This window comes from Sandaracinobacteroides sp. (genome assembly GCF_057137845.1).
Map to the genome: position 1 here is coordinate 1 of NZ_DBNHFX010000004.1, position 14,698 is coordinate 14,698.

Genomic DNA, 14,698 nt, shown 5'->3' on the forward strand with positions numbered 1-14,698 from the left:
GCAAATGTCGCGGCTGCCGTGCCCGAGCCTGCCGCCTGGGCGATGATGGTCGGCGGCTTCGCGCTGATCGGCCTGCGCACCCGCCGCCAGGTCGCGCGCGTTTCGAGCTGATCCGCCGACGCCTGCAACTAATCGACAACGGCCTGCCCCCATTGTGCGGGAGCAGGCCGTTGGCGCTTATCGCTTGTTCAGGAAGGCCGCCAGCGCGTCATAGGCCGGCAGAGAGATCGGGTGGATCGAGCGGTTGCTGGCGACCGGATTGCTGGCGAAACGCGCAATCACCATCTGGTTCACCTGATCGACCTAGATGGCCTGCCCGTGCACACCGACGGCCATCGTCTGGCCGCTGGCGCGGTGCCACCACTGGTTGGCATAGCTGCCGCCGTCCAGCCCCGGATATTTGGCGTTCGCGAACGCCTGCACATCGCCGGGAGCAAGAATCATCTTCACCACTGCGGGCGGCAAAATCTGCCTGCCGTTCCAGCGGCCATTGTTGCGGACCATTTCGCCAAAGCGCGCCATGTCGCGCAGGTTGGCGTTCAGGCCGCCGCCGCCGAACGCCGTTCCGATTCTGTCGACATTGACCGACGCCTCCAGGTCCATCCCCATCGGTTTCCAGACGCGCTCAGCAAGTTGCACGGCGAAAGGTGCGCCGCCAACCCGTTCCACGACCCATTGCAACGCGATGGTGTTGGGCGTGCGATAGACGAAATCCCCACCATGCGCGCCATTGCCGCCAAGGCTTGCGGCAAAGGCAAAATTGCCATCCGGCCCGACATAGCCCGGCGGCGGCGGCGCCATGCCCGCCGCAATCGCCATCTTAACCACGTCGCTCAGGCCGGTGCCGGTATAATCTTCATCGAAGGCGATGGCGGTGCGCATGTCCATCAACTGGCGGATCGTGGCGTTGCCAAAGCCCGATTTCGCCAGTTCGGGAACATAGCTTGCAACCGTACGGCTTTCGTCCAGCCTGCCTTCGCTCATCAACAGCAGCGCCAGCGTGCCGACGAAGCTTTTCGTGACCGACATGGCGATATGGCGACCATCGGGCGCAAGCGCCCCGGCATAGCGCTCATAGACGACCCGCCCCTTGTGCAGCACCACGATCCCGTCGGTGTAGTTCAGGTCGAACGCCTCTCCCCATGTCGTCTTGCGGCCATCCAGCGTGGTGAATGGAACCGCATCCAGATCCTGCCGCAGCGCGACGGCAAGCGGCGATGGCGCGCCTGCGCGATGCACCGTCGCGGTTGCCAGCAGCGCCTGCTGGTTGGAAAAGGCCCAGCGCAGCTTCGGAAAGCCGAACTGGCTGCCGTCGTCAAAGCGGACCTGCTTGTCGCGCGGCACCGGGCTTCCCTGCATCAGCCCCAGTTTCACCGGGTCGGATTGGGCCGCCGTCAGTTGCGGCGTCTGGGCGGTGGCGGATGTCGCCAGCAGCATCGCGGCCATGAAACCGGATTTCATCAATACTCTCCCCTTTGTTCCCTCGGCCAAGGCTGATGCGGCAACCGGGAAAGCGGCGTCAACCCCTCGGGTGCGCGCTTTGATAGACGTCAAGCAGGCGCGCGGTGTCGATCGCGGTATAGATCTGCGTGCTGGAAAGGCTGGCATGCCCCAGCAGTTCCTGGATTGTGCGCAGGTCGGCGCCACGCGCCAGCAGGTGGCTGGCGAAACTGTGCCGCAGCGCATGCGGGGTGGCGGTTTCCGGCAGCCCCAGCGCAACGCGGGCCTTGCGTAAGGTGGCGCGCAACACCCCGTCGGCCAGGGCGCCACCCCTGGCGCCGCGAAACAGCGGCGCATCGCGTGCGGGCGGATAGGGGCAAAGCTGCACATAGCGGGTGATCGCATCGCGCACCGGCGGCAGAACCACGACGGTGCGCTGTTTTCGCCCCTTGCCCAGAACCACCAGCGTTTCCGAAAGCGGCAATGCAGCGCCGGTAAGTGACAAAGCCTCGCCGATCCGAAGCCCTGAGCCATATAACAGCAGCAACACCGCCGTATCGCGCGCCTGTATCCACGGTTCGTCGTGGAATTCGCCGGTCGTTTCGGCCAGCGCCTCGGCATCGGCGGGCAACATCGGCCTCGGCAGGCCCTTTTTTACGCGCGGCGCCGCGACTGCCTCCAGCCCGTCGATCCGCGCGCCGTGGCGTTCGCGCAGGAAGGCGGCGAACGTCCGCAGCGCCGACAATTCGCGCGCCGCCGAGACGTTCCCCAGCCCTTCGCCCCGCCGCGCCGACAGGAACGCCCGCCAGTCGGCGGCAGTCATGCCGTCCAGCAGCGCAAGGTCTGCCGGGCGGCCATGCGCGAGGTTCACATGCGCGAACAGGCGGCCGATCGTTGCCGCATATGCCCGGACCGTATGTGCCGAAAGCCGACGTTCGTTCGCCAGCGACCGAAGCCAGGCGCGGGAAAGTTCGTCGGCCTGCATCGCGCGGCGTGCCGTCAGGCGATCGTTTCGCCGGTCTTGGCCCAGTCAGCGAGGAACTGTTCGAGGCCCCGGTCCGTCAGCGGGTGTTTCGCCAGCGCGCGCAGCACCGAAGGCGGTGCCGTCACGACATCGGCGCCGATCTTCGCCGCTTCCAGCACATGCACCGGATGGCGGACGCTGGCGACAAGGATTTCCGTGCGGAAATCGTAATTGTCGTAGATAAGGCGGATATCGTCGATCAACCGCATCCCGTCGAAACCGACATCATCATGGCGGCCGACGAACGGCGAAATGAAGGTTGCGCCTGCCTTCGCCGCCAGCAACGCCTGCGTCGCCGAAAAGCACAGTGTCACATTCACCTGCGTGCCTTCGCCCGTCAGCCGGCGGCAGGCCTTCAGGCCATCGAGGGTAAGCGGCAGCTTTACGCAGACATTGGACGCCACCGCTCGCACGACGTCAGCCTCGCGCAGCATGCCGTCGAAATCCGTGGCGACGACTTCGGCCGACACCGGCCCGTCGACCAGACCGCAGATTTCCTTCACCACGTCGAGGAACCGGCGGCCCGACTTGTGGATGAGGCTGGGGTTGGTCGTCACGCCATCGAGAAGGCCGGTGGCGGCAAGTTCGGCGATGTCTGCAACGTCGGCAGTGTCGACGAAGAACTTCATGGGGGATACTCCGTGCGGGATGCGTTGAGCTTGCTAGTCGCCAAGGCTAGGCAGCAAGTCAATGCGTGGAACGATCCTCCTCATGCAACATGGCCTCGGGGCGCTGACCTATCGCCTTCCTGCGGGTACGCCCACGGGAACGGTGGTGCAGGCGCCGCTCGGGCCGCGCCGCGTCGTCGGCGTCGTCTGGGACGAAGGCGTCTGGCCGGTCGAGCCGGTCGATGAGGCCCGACTGCGCGCCGCCGTCCCGATCGAAATGCCGCCGCTTGGCGCCCCGCTGCGGCGGCTCCTCGACTTCGTGGCCGGTTATTACATGGCGCCGCCGGCCGCTGTCCTCAGGATGGCGCTGCCACAGGCGGCGTTCGTTCCGGCGCCGAAACAGCCAGCCCTGTTCACGCTGGGTCCACTGCCCGAAAGCAGGCATCCTGCAAGAAAGGCGCTGCTGGCGCGGCTGCGCGCCGTCGCCGAAATCGGCCCGGCGCCGCTTGCAGTCTGGGCGGCCGCCGCCGAAGCGCGGCCCGATGCACTACGCGCACTGGTGAAGCAGGGGGCGTTGGTGTCGGCCGGCGATCAAGCTGTCGCCGACACGCCGCAAACGGCGCCCAGCCGCCCTGCTCTGCCGCCCGGCCCGCAGCTTGGCGCCGCGCAGCAGCAGGCCGCCGACGCGATGTGCCAGGCGGTGCGCGAAGCGAAGTTCCAGCCGTTCCTTCTGGATGGCGTAACGGGCGCCGGCAAAACCGAAGTCTATCTGGAAGCAGTGGCGTCGGCGATCGCCGATGGCGGGCAGGCCCTTGTGCTGTTGCCGGAAATCGCGCTGACGCAGGCATGGTTGCAGCGGTTCCACGCCCGGTTCGGCTTTGCCCCCGTCGTCTGGCATTCCGGGCTGACACCTGCCGCCCGCCGCGATGCCTTCCGGCAGATCATAGCTGGCGAAGCCGCCGTCGTCGTCGGTGCGCGTTCGGCGCTTTTTCTGGGCGCACCGCGCCTGAAGCTCATCGTCGTCGATGAAGCGCATGACCAGTCGTTCAAGCAGGAAGAAGGCGTACCCTACAACGGCCGCGACGTAGCCGTGATGCGCGCCCGGTTCGAGGCCTGCCCGGTGGTGCTGGCAACCGCGACGCCTGCCCTTGAAACCACGGAACAGGTGTCGCGCGGCAATTATCTCGTGCTGCACCTGCCGGATCGCCACGGCGGTGCGCGGCTGCCGAAAATCCACCTGATCGACCTGACGCGCGACCCGCCGCCGCGTGGAAAGTGGATCGCACCAACGCTTGCAGGCGCCGTCGATCAGCGTCTCGCCCGCGATGAACAGGTGCTGCTGTTCCTCAACCGCCGTGGCTATGCGCCCCTGACGCTGTGCCGCGCATGCGGCGAGCGCATCCAGTGCCCGCACTGCACGGCATGGCTGGTCGAGCACCGTTCGGCCGGAAGCCTGATCTGCCATCATTGCGGACATTCGATCCCGACGCCCGCAGCCTGCCCTTCCTGCGGCGTCGCGGACAGCCTTGCTCCCTGCGGGCCGGGGGTCGAGCGACTGGCCGAAGAAGTCGCCGCGCGCTGGCCTGCCGTGCGCGCCGAAGTCGTGACATCCGACAGCATCCGCACCCCCGACGACATGGCGGCGCTGGTCGATGCCGTCGATCGCGGGGATGTCAGGATCCTGATCGGCACACAGATGCTGGCGAAGGGCCATGACTTCCCCAACCTGACGCTGGTGGGCGTGATCGACGCCGACCTCGGCCTCGAAGGCGGCGACCTGCGGGCGGCCGAACGCTGCTTCCAGCAGATCCGCCAGGTGTCGGGCCGCGCCGGTCGTGGTGGAAAACCCGGCGATGTGTATCTGCAAACGCACCAGCCGCGCGCCCGCGTGATGCAGGCCCTGTGGAAGGGAGACGCCGCAGGCTTCCAGGCGGCCGAGCGTGAAATCCGGATGCTGTCGGGGATGCCACCGTTCGGCCGGCTGGCGGCGATCATCGTTTCATCCGAAGACGCCGCCGCCGCGCAAGAAACGGCAAAAAGGCTTGGCCAGGCAGCGCCTTTGCAAGACGGCATCGAAGTCTGGGGACCGGCGCCCGCGCCGCTGGCGATGCTGCGAGGCCGCCACCGCCACCGGCTGCTGGTGCATGCCACGCGCGCCGCCCCGTTGCAGGCCTATGTGCGCGATTGGCTGGGCCGTGTCCGCCACCCGTCGTCGGTCAGGGTGGCAATCGACATCGACCCGCAAAGCTTCGTCTAGAGGTTGGCGCCGCCCAACCGGTAGCTGGCAACGGGGGCATAACTGCTGCCGCCTTCCCCGGTATGGCTTTCCACCAGATGAAACCCGTCGACCTGCCATTCGACGGGTGGAAACGCGGTCGTCGAAAGCCATGGCCGCAAGGCGTCGCGCGGGGCACCTCCGCGCGCGAAACGGGCAATGGTGATGTGCGGCGCAAAGCGGCGTTCATCGACGGGAACGCCGGCCTGCCTGAGATGGCTGCGCACGCTTGCCGCAAGCGCCACCAGCTTTCCGCCATCGGTAACGCCCGCCCACAACACCGACGTGCGGTCTGCCCGGCCGGCATCGAAACTTCCCGGAAAGCCAAGCTGCAAGCGGAACGGCTGCTGCTGCACGCGGGACAGCGCATCCTCGGCGGCGGCGAGGCCATGCCGGTCAACGTTGCCGATGAAGGCAAGCGTCAGGTGCAGTTGCTCGTCGGTCTGCCAGTGGGCGTCGGCGATGCCGCCCATCGTCGCGCGCAACACTGCGCGCACCTCGGGCGGAGGGCGCAGCGCGACGAACAACCGTGTCATCTGGCTTTCGCCAACACGCCGATCACCACCGGGGCCATGTTTCTGGCCATCACTTTGGTGCCTTCGGCGTTGGGGTGCATGCCGTCGGCCAGCAGCAGCGCGCGATTCGCCGTCACGCCACGGGTGAAGAACGGATAGAGCGTTGCGCCATGCTTTTTCGCGAGCGCTGGATAGATGGCGTTGAAATCGCGCGCATAAACCGCCCCCATGTTCGGTGAGGCCAGCATGCCCGCCAGAATTACGGGTATGCCACGCCGCTCGAACTCGGAAAGAATCGAGTCGAGATTGGCGCGCGCATCTGCCGGCTTCTGGCCGCGCAGCATGTCGTTCGCACCCAACGCCACGATCGCGACATCGGGCTTCTGCTTCAGGCCGTTCAGCACCCACGCCAGCCGCGCCTTGGCCTGCGCCGTCGTATCGCCCGACACTCCGGCGTTGTGCACACTCACCTTCAGCCCCTGCGCGCGCAACGTGGTTTCCAGCCGTGCCGGAAAGCTCTCTCCCGGCTTCAGTTGATATCCGGCAGTCAGGCTGTCGCCCAGTGCCAGCACCAGCGGCTGCGCTGCGACGGGCACCGCAATCAGGCCGAAAAACAGTGCAATCAGATGGAAAATGCCGAAAATTCGGCCATATGGGCGGCTTCGGGATTGCAAGAAGGTTCCTCCATGCCGTCTGACTATGCTGCTGATATGGTGATTGTCGCCCGCAATGTCACGCTGCGGCTGGGAGACGGCGCGGCGCAGGTCGAGGTGCTTCGCGGCATCGACCTCGATGTGCCATCGGGCGAGCGGCTGGCGATTCTCGGCCCGTCGGGCAGCGGCAAGTCCAGCCTGATGGCCTGCCTTTCGGGGCTGGAGGCTGCAACTTCCGGCAGTATCCGGATTGCCGGGCAGGAACTCTCCGGCCTTTCCGAAGACGATCTGGCGCGCGCGCGGCGGGGCCGGATCGGCATCGTGTTGCAGGCTTTCCACCTGATCCCCACCATGACCGCGCGGGAAAATGTGGCGATGCCGCTGGAACTGGCGGGCCGCCCGCTGGCGTTCCAGCAAGCCGCCGAGGAACTGCATGCGGTAGGGCTTGGCCAGCGCCTCGACCATTATCCCGCGCAACTGTCGGGCGGCGAACAGCAGCGGGTGGCGCTGGCGCGGGCGCTTGCCGTGCGGCCTGCCCTGCTGTTCGCCGACGAGCCAACGGGCAACCTCGACGCCACCACCGGCGCCGCCATCATCGACCTTCTGTTCCGCAGGCTCGATGAAACCGGCGCGACGCTGGTTATGATCACCCACGACCGGGATCTCGCCGATCGCTGTTCGCGGGTGATCCACATGCGCGACGGCCGCATCGCCGGCAGCAGGCCGGAAGCAGCATGACCACCGCACCGGATCAGCCGCCCGGCTGGCGGATGGCGCTTCGCATTGCGCTTCGTGAAGCGCGCGGCGGCCCCGGCGCGTTGCGGCTGCTGTTTGCCTGCGTGCTGCTGGGCGTTCTGGCGATTGCCGCAGTCGGCAGCCTTGGCAGCGCGATCGCAACCGGCATGGCCAACGAAGGCCAGACGATTCTGGGCGCCGACATCGAGGTGCGCCTGTCGCAGCGAAAGCCGACGCCACAGGAACACCAAGCGTTCAAGCGAGCCGGGCTGGTATCCGATGGCGCCCGCATGCGCGCAATGCTGCGCGGGGAAACGGGCGCGGCTTCGGGGCGCGAACTGCTGGTCGAACTGAAGGCCGTCGATACCGGCTGGCCGCTCTATGGGCAGGCGCAACTCGGCGGCGGCGGCGGCAACACCGAGGTGCAGGAAGCACTCGCCAAAGGCGCGGTCGTTGCCGAACCGCTGGCCGCGCAACTGGGCCTGCGGCCGGGCGACATGGTGTCAATCGGCATGGCGCGGATGCCGGTCGCTGCAATCCTGACGGTCGAGCCGGACCGCGCGGGCGAGGGGTTCACGCTTGGCCCATCGGTCCTCGTCTCGATGCAGGCGCTCGATCAGACCGGACTGATCCAGCCGGGAAGCCTCTACACCTGGCATGTGCGCCTGAAACTTCCGCCGGGGGCCGATCCTGCCGGCACGGCTGATGCGCTGAATGCGGCATTTCCGCATGCGGGATGGCGCATGATCGACCGGCGCGATGCGGCGCCGGGCGTCGGCCGCTTCATGGACCGCATGACCGGCTTCCTGACGCTCGTCGGACTGGCCTCGCTTGCGGTTGCCGGCGTTGGCGTCGGCAATGGCGTTCGCACCTATCTGGACCGCCGGTCGGCGACGATCGCCACGCTGAAGGCGCTGGGCGCCAGTTCGGCGCTGATCCGGCGCGCGTATCTTCTGGTGATCGCCGCAGTTACGCTGGTTGCGGCCTTTGCCGGTGCGCTGCTTGGCGCTGCCGCCCCTATGGTTGTCGTCGGCCTTGCAGGGGATGCCCTGCCGGTACCGCCTGCCGTTGGCCTGTATCCGGCGCCGTTGCTGACGGCGATGACGTTCGGGCTGCTGCTGTGCCTTGCCTTCGCGCTGCCGCCGCTTGCGCGGGCAAGCGCGCTTCCTGCGCAACGGATGTTCCGTGGTTCGGCCGAAAGCTGGCCATGGCCGTCTGCACGAACGCTTGCGGTATCGTTCATCGCCGGTGCGCTCGCTGTGGCACTTGGGGTCTGGCAGGCTCCGGATCGCCAGTTCGCCCTGATGTTCCTTGGTGGCGCTGCTGCGGTTCTCGTGGTGCTGCACTTCATGGGCGCACTGGCCGAACGTGCAGCAAGGCGGCTACCCCGACCGCGTTCGGCCGTGGGGCTGCTTGCCTTGTCCAGCACCCGGCGCCCCGGCGCCATGACGCGGCAACTGGTGGTGGCGCTGGGCCTCGGCCTCAGCCTGTTCTCGGCACTTGCCTTCATCGAATCGGGCTTTTCCGGCGAGCTGAACCGGACGGTGCCGGAGAAAGCGCCCGCCTTCTTCCTGCTCGATCTGCCGAAAGACGACCACGACAGGTTTCTGGCGTTGATGCCGAAAGGCACCGACCTGCGGTTGGTTCCCAGCCTGCGCGGGCCGGTGGTGGCGGTGAAGGGGGTTCCGGTTTCCGAACTCGGCCCTCCGCCGGAAGGCAGCTATGTGCTGGAAGGCGATCGCGGGCTGACATTTTCCGCCGACATTCCGCAGGGCAACACCCTGACCGAGGGAAAATGGTGGCCAGCGGGATACGCCGGGCCGCCGCTCGTTTCGATGGAGGCCGAACAGGCGCGGCTGCTCGGCCTTCGGGTTGGCGACACGATCACCGTTTCGGTACTTGGCACCGATATCACCGCAACGATCGCATCGCTGAGGCAGGTCAACTGGGACAGTCTGGGGTTCAATTTCGTGCTGGTCTATGATCCGGCGACGCTTGCGGGCGCACCCTACAGCTTTATGGCGACTGCAACCCCGCCCGACGCATCGCTGGCCGGGTTCACCAACCTCGTCAGCCGCAATTTCCCCAGCATATCAGTGATTCGGGTGGCGGATGTCGTCGGGCAGGTTTCAGGCATCCTGAGGCAGACCGGTGTGGCGGTAAGGGCGGCGGCAAGCGTCGCCATCCTTGCCGGTATCGCGGTGCTGGCAGGCGCGATGGCGGCGCAGGCGCGGGTGCGGACGGCAGACAATGTCATCATGAAGACGCTGGGCGCGACCAGGCTGCAACTCATGTCGGCGGCGGCCATCGAATATGCAGGGCTTGGCTTCATCGTCGGTATTGCGTCGTTGCTGCTGGGTGGCGTGGCCGGATGGCTGGTGCTGCGGCAGGTGCTGAACCTTGGCTGGCACCCCGACTGGCCGATGGCGATTCTGACCGTGCTTGCGGGCGCATTGCTGACGATGTTCCTCGGGCTGGCGGGCGCATGGAGGACACTTGGCACCAGGGTTGCGACGGCGCTCCGCCAGCAGTGATGGTGAAATATTTCGATAACGCAAAAAATATTTCATCAATGAAAGATTTCGCTGGCGCCACTTGAAAGACCTTGTTACAAGCGCGATATGAACAGCCAACCGGACATGCGACAGGGCATTGGAAACTCCGGTTGGATGGAGAGGCTTTCAATGGTCAATCAGGGTGACCCCCGGTTTGATCGCGGCGCGACCGCCGCGTTTGGACGTTCAGGCGCCGCCGCTGCGGCCGAATATGACGCCGGTCTGCGCCGGCACATGCTTAGCGTTTACAACTACATGATGTCGGGCGTGCTGCTGACGGCGATCGTCGCCATGGGCATGGCCTACACCGGCGCGGTGAACGCGCTCGTCAACCCGGTAACACATGGCCTCAGCGGTCTTGGCTGGGTCGTGGCGCTTGCGCCGCTCGGATTCGTGCTGCTGCTTGGTTTCCGCTTCCAGTCGATGTCGGAAAGCGCCGTGCAGATGCTGTTCTGGGCGTTCGCCGCCATCATGGGCGCGTCGATGTCGACGATCTTCCTTGTCTATACGGCAACGTCGATCGCCACCACCTTCTTCGCGACCGCTGCGGCTTTTGCCGGTCTCAGCCTCTATGGCTACACGACGAAGCGCGACCTGTCGGGCCTCGGCACGTTCCTGGTGATGGGCCTCGTCGGCATTCTCGTGGCGATGGTGCTGAACATGTTCCTGCACTCCGGCCCGCTGGCGATGGTGATTTCGATCCTCGGCGTGCTGATCTTCGCCGGGCTTACCGCCTACGACACGCAGAAGATCAAGCTCAGCTACGATTATGTCGCCGGAACCGACATGGCCGGCAAAGCGGCGATCATGTCGGCGCTGACGCTGTATCTCGATTTCATCAACATGTTCCAGTTCCTGCTCAGCTTCCTCGGCCAGAGGGACTGACGACAGAGGGGCTGGCCAACAAGTTTCAAAGTTGCACGAAGAGAGCGACCCTGACCCCGGCAGCGACCCTGCCGGGGTTTTTTTCTTTCCGCCCGGCAGCGCCCCTTCCCTTTCGGCGCTGTGGCAGCCATGAATACCGAACAAGCAACACCGGGTGCGAAGCGGGGAGCGCAATGGTCGACGATATCTATCACCACCACGCAAAGTCGCTCGACGGGCGCGACGTGCATCTGGCTGATTTTCGCGGCAAGGTGCTTCTTATCGTGAACGTCGCTTCGAAATGCGGCTTCACCCCGCAATATGCCGGGCTTGAAGAGCTTCAACAGAAATTTGCCGACAAGGGCTTCTCGGTGCTGGGCTTTCCCTGCAACCAGTTCGGCCGGCAGGAACCGGGCAACGAAGCGGAAATCGCCAGATTCTGCTCGACGACCTATCCCGTCACCTTCCCGATGTTCGCCAAGATCGACGTGAACGGCGAAAAGACCCATCCGCTCTACCGGCAGCTGAAGGCGGCGGCCCCCGGCCTGCTCGGCTCGACCAACGTCAAGTGGAACTTCACCAAATTCCTGATCAGCCGCGAGGGTGAAGCCGTCGAACGCTTCGCCCCGACGATGAAACCCGCTGACATCGCGCCGAAAATCGTGAAACTGCTGAACGACTAGACCATGCCGCTGATCGCTATCGATGGCACTGCCGCTTCCGGCAAGGGCACGATCGCCCGCGCACTGGGGCGGCATTTCGGTGTGCCGCATCTGGATACCGGCGCGCTGTATCGGGCGGTGGCGCTTGGCGCGGTGCGCGCCGGGCTGAACCTCGATGATGGCCCCGCCTGCGCGGCAAAGGCCACCGCACTCGACCTCTCGTTGCTGGAGGATCCGGAGCTCCGCAGCGCCTCCTCCGGCGAAGCCGCGTCGCGCGTGTCGGCCCTGGCCGAAGTGCGCGCGGCGTTGCTGGCGTTCCAGCGTGCGTTCGCCGGGCAGCCCGGCGGCGCCATCCTCGACGGCCGCGACATCGGCACGGTGATCGCCCCCGAGGCCGACGCCAAGCTGTTCGTCACCGCGCGCCCCGAAGTGCGTGCCCACCGCCGCTATCTCGAACTGACGGCGGCCGGTCGCGAAGTGACCGAGGAACGCATTCTTGCAGACATTCTGACCCGTGACGCGCGCGACAGCGGGCGGGCAGAAGCCCCTCTCAGGCAGGCCGACGACGCCGTCTTGCTAGATACGAGCGATTTGGATATAGCCGCCGCTGTCCAGCAGGCGCTCGCAATCACTGCACGCAGGTTGGGCCGGATTTCCTGAAAGCTGGCGCCGGAAGACTGTTCTTCCGCGTGCCCGTTCGCTTTTCGGGATCCGCGGCAACAACTCCAACCCCGGCGGACCGCGCCAGTGAAGCGGCCGACGGGCCTTTTGAACGATAGGATGTTCATGGCTTCCAGCGCAATGCCCACCCGCGACGATTTCGCCGCGCTCCTCGACAAATCCCTGGGCGAATCCCAGAGCTTCGAGGGTAAGGTGGTGAAGGGGCGGGTCACCGCCATCGAGAATGATCTGGTTGTGATCGATGTGGGCCTGAAATCGGAAGGCCGTGTATCGATCCGCGAATTCACCCCCCCCGGCCAGGCGCCGCAGGTTGCCGTCGGCGACACTGTCGAAGTCTATGTCGACCGCGTGGAAAACGCCCATGGCGAAGCCATGCTGAGCCGTGACCGCGCCCGTCGCGAAGCCGCCTGGGACAAGCTCGAAGGCCAGTTCAACGCCGGCGAGCGTGTGGACGGCACCATCTTCGGCCGCGTGAAGGGTGGCTTCACCGTCGATCTCGGCGGCGCAGTGGCCTTCCTCCCCGGCAGCCAGGTCGACATCCGCCCCGTGCGCGACGTGACGCCGCTGATGGGCATCGCCCAGCCGTTCCAGCTTCTGAAGATGGACCGCAAGCGCGGCAACATCGTCGTTTCGCGCCGCTCCATCCTCGAGGAAACGCGCGCCGAAGCCCGCACCGGCCTGATCCAGAGCCTGTCCGAAGGCCAGGTGATCGACGGCGTGGTGAAGAACATCACCGACTACGGCGCCTTCGTCGATCTCGGCGGCATCGACGGCCTGCTGCACGTCACCGACATGAGCTACAAGCGCGTCGGCCACCCGAACGAAGTCATCAATATCGGCGACACGGTGAAGGTGCAGATCATCCGCATCAACCGCGACACCCAGCGCATCAGCCTCGGCATGAAGCAGCTGGAAAGCGATCCGTGGGAAGGCGCCGAAGCCAAGTATCCGGTCGGCGCCAAGCTGACGGGCCGCGTGACCAACATCACCGAATATGGCGCATTCATCGAGCTGGAGCCGGGCATCGAAGGCCTCGTCCACGTCTCGGAAATGAGCTGGGTGAAGAAGAACGTCCATCCGGGCAAGATCGTTTCGACCAGCCAGGAAGTCGATGTCGTCATCCTCGAAGTCGATTCCGACAAGCGCCGCATTTCGCTCGGCCTGAAGCAGGCCCAGCGCAATCCGTGGGAAGTGTTCGCAGAACAGCACCCGGTTGGTTCGGTCGTCGAAGGCGAAGTCAAGAACTCGACCGAGTTCGGCCTGTTCATCGGCCTGCCCGGCGAAGTGGATGGCATGGTGCACATGTCGGACATCGCCTGGGGTGTTTCGGGTGAAGCTGCGCTGCAACTGCACCACAAGGGCGAAGTCGTCCGCGCGCAGGTGCTGGAAGTCGACGTCGAGCGCGAGCGCATCTCGCTTGGGATCAAGCAGGTTTCCGGCGAAGGCGCAGCCCAGCCGGGCGCAGTTGCCGCTTCGGGCGACATGAAGAAGAGCGAAGTGGTGACGGCGATCGTGCGCGAAGCACGCGACGGCGGCATCGAAGTGCAGATCGGCGAAGACGGCCCGACCGCCTTCATCAAGCGCTCGGACCTGTCGCGCGACCGCGACGAGCAGCGCCCGGAACGCTTCCAGGTCGGTCAGAAGATCGACGCCATGGTGGTCGGTTTCGAGCGTGGCAAGAAGCCGATGCTGTCGATCAAGGCGATGCAGATCGCCGAAGAAAAGCAGCAGGTCGCGCAGTATGGATCGTCGGACTCGGGCGCTTCGCTCGGCGACATCCTGGGCGCCGCCCTCAACAAGGCGAAGCACGACGGCTGATCGTCCGGCTCTCGCTGCAAGGCTGGAAAGGGGCAGCGTCACAGACGCTGCCCCTTTTTCTTTGCTGTTGAAGGGGTTGACCGACTCTGCTGTTTTCCGTCATAAGTGGCCGGCAGGGGGAGGATTGTGTGATGATCCGTTCTGAACTGGTGCAGAAGATTGCCGACGCGAACCCGCACCTCGGGCCGAGGGAAGCCGAGCGCGTCGTTTCAACCATCCTCGACGCGATCAGCGAACGGCTGGCCGATGGCGGGCGGGTGGAATTGCGCGGCTTCGGCGCATTCTCGACACGGGACCGCGATGCCCGCACCGGCCGCAATCCGCGCACCGGAGATTCGGTCGACGTCGGCGCAAAGCGGGTGCCGCACTTCAAGCCCGGCAAGGAATTGCGCGAACGCCTGAACATGTAGGCGCGCCACCGCGCCCCATCGATCAGCCAGCGCCGATCAGTCGGCTCTGTCCCGATAGGCCAACAGCCGCAGCGCGTTGAACACGACGATCAGCGTCGATCCTTCGTGCATGGCAACCGCCGGTCCCAGCCCCAGGCCCAGGATCGTGGCAGGCACCAGCACCGCCACCATGCCGAGGCTGACGAACAGGTTCTGCCGGATCACAGACCGCGTCCGCCGACTGAGGCCGACCGCGAACGGCAGCCGCGACAGATCATCCGCCATCAGTGCGATGTCTGCCGTTTCCAGCGCCACGTCGGAACCGGCCGCCCCCATGGCGATCCCGACGCTCGCATTGGCCATCGCCGGTGCATCGTTCACGCCATCGCCAACCATTGCGACGTCGCCATCCTGCCTCAGGCGCCGGATCGCCGACACCTTGTCTTCGGGCATCAGGTCGCCCCAGGCTTCATCAAGGC

General features: G+C 65.8%; 15 protein-coding genes. 9 read left to right on the top strand and 6 right to left on the bottom strand.

Annotation, left to right across the window (positions count from 1 at the left end; all coding sequences use genetic code 11):
* Positions 1-18: 18 nt before the first annotated feature.
* Entirely contained in the window at positions 19-111 is a 93-nt protein-coding gene (locus AC16JP_RS00085; RefSeq protein WP_484338574.1) for a PEPxxWA-CTERM sorting domain-containing protein, read from the top strand.
* A gap of 192 nt (positions 112-303) precedes the next feature.
* On the opposite strand, the gene AC16JP_RS00090 is transcribed toward AC16JP_RS00085, so the two are convergent.
* From AC16JP_RS00090 to fsa, 3 genes are read right to left on the bottom strand one after another with little or no spacing between them, the layout of a single operon-like run.
* On the bottom strand, positions 304-1,461 hold the full coding sequence (locus tag AC16JP_RS00090) for a serine hydrolase domain-containing protein (protein WP_484338561.1): 1,158 nt from the start codon (positions 1,459-1,461) through the stop codon (positions 304-306).
* Between the two features lie 58 nt (positions 1,462-1,519).
* Positions 1,520-2,425: a tyrosine recombinase XerC gene (locus AC16JP_RS00095; RefSeq protein WP_484338562.1), complete on the bottom strand. Its 906-nt coding sequence runs from the start codon at positions 2,423-2,425 to the stop codon at positions 1,520-1,522.
* A gap of 14 nt (positions 2,426-2,439) precedes the next feature.
* Positions 2,440-3,093: a fructose-6-phosphate aldolase gene (gene fsa / locus AC16JP_RS00100; RefSeq protein ID WP_484338563.1), complete on the bottom strand. Its 654-nt coding sequence runs from the start codon at positions 3,091-3,093 to the stop codon at positions 2,440-2,442.
* Positions 3,094-3,154: 61 nt separating this feature from the next.
* Between fsa and AC16JP_RS00105 the strand changes: the two genes are divergently transcribed.
* Positions 3,155-5,329 (top strand): primosomal protein N', encoded by a 2,175-nt coding sequence (locus tag AC16JP_RS00105; RefSeq protein ID WP_484338564.1) that lies wholly within the window; start codon positions 3,155-3,157, stop codon positions 5,327-5,329.
* Here AC16JP_RS00105 and thpR read toward each other — a convergent pair.
* Both thpR and AC16JP_RS00115 read right to left on the bottom strand, forming a co-directional pair.
* Positions 5,326-5,883, bottom strand: coding sequence for an RNA 2',3'-cyclic phosphodiesterase (gene thpR, locus AC16JP_RS00110; protein ID WP_484338565.1), 558 nt, complete (start codon positions 5,881-5,883; stop codon positions 5,326-5,328). The two genes, AC16JP_RS00105 and thpR, sit on opposite strands and share 4 nt — an antisense overlap.
* Positions 5,880-6,536 (bottom strand): arylesterase, encoded by a 657-nt coding sequence (locus AC16JP_RS00115; RefSeq protein ID WP_484338566.1) that lies wholly within the window; start codon positions 6,534-6,536, stop codon positions 5,880-5,882. The genes thpR and AC16JP_RS00115 overlap by 4 nt, the downstream gene beginning before the upstream one ends.
* A 12-nt stretch (positions 6,537-6,548) precedes the next feature.
* Between AC16JP_RS00115 and AC16JP_RS00120 the strand changes: the two genes are divergently transcribed.
* The 7 genes from AC16JP_RS00120 (at position 6,549) to AC16JP_RS00150 (ending at position 14,240) form a co-directional block, all read left to right on the top strand.
* Entirely contained in the window at positions 6,549-7,253 is a 705-nt protein-coding gene (locus tag AC16JP_RS00120; RefSeq protein ID WP_484338567.1) for an ABC transporter ATP-binding protein, read from the top strand.
* Positions 7,250-9,784: an ABC transporter permease gene (locus tag AC16JP_RS00125; protein WP_484338568.1), complete on the top strand. Its 2,535-nt coding sequence runs from the start codon at positions 7,250-7,252 to the stop codon at positions 9,782-9,784. The genes AC16JP_RS00120 and AC16JP_RS00125 overlap by 4 nt, the downstream gene beginning before the upstream one ends.
* Before the next feature lie 150 nt (positions 9,785-9,934).
* A complete protein-coding gene (locus tag AC16JP_RS00130; RefSeq protein ID WP_484338575.1) occupies positions 9,935-10,690 on the top strand; it encodes a Bax inhibitor-1/YccA family protein in 756 nt (251 codons plus the stop codon).
* A gap of 173 nt (positions 10,691-10,863) precedes the next feature.
* The gene (locus AC16JP_RS00135) at positions 10,864-11,352 is read left to right on the top strand and encodes a glutathione peroxidase (RefSeq protein ID WP_484338569.1); all 489 of its coding nucleotides are present in this window, start codon (positions 10,864-10,866) and stop codon (positions 11,350-11,352) included.
* Between the two features lie 3 nt (positions 11,353-11,355).
* Positions 11,356-11,991, top strand: a complete 636-nt coding sequence (gene cmk / locus AC16JP_RS00140; RefSeq protein ID WP_484338570.1) for a (d)CMP kinase — start codon at positions 11,356-11,358, stop codon at positions 11,989-11,991.
* A 126-nt stretch (positions 11,992-12,117) separates the two neighbouring features.
* Positions 12,118-13,830: a 30S ribosomal protein S1 gene (rpsA, locus tag AC16JP_RS00145; RefSeq protein ID WP_484338571.1), complete on the top strand. Its 1,713-nt coding sequence runs from the start codon at positions 12,118-12,120 to the stop codon at positions 13,828-13,830.
* Positions 13,831-13,961: 131 nt separating this feature from the next.
* Positions 13,962-14,240, top strand: coding sequence for an integration host factor subunit beta (locus AC16JP_RS00150; RefSeq protein ID WP_484338572.1), 279 nt, complete (start codon positions 13,962-13,964; stop codon positions 14,238-14,240).
* Between the two features lie 36 nt (positions 14,241-14,276).
* Here the strand turns inward: AC16JP_RS00150 and AC16JP_RS00155 are convergent.
* A partial coding sequence (locus AC16JP_RS00155; protein WP_484338573.1) for an HAD-IC family P-type ATPase occupies positions 14,277-14,698 on the bottom strand: 422 nt, incomplete at its 5' end.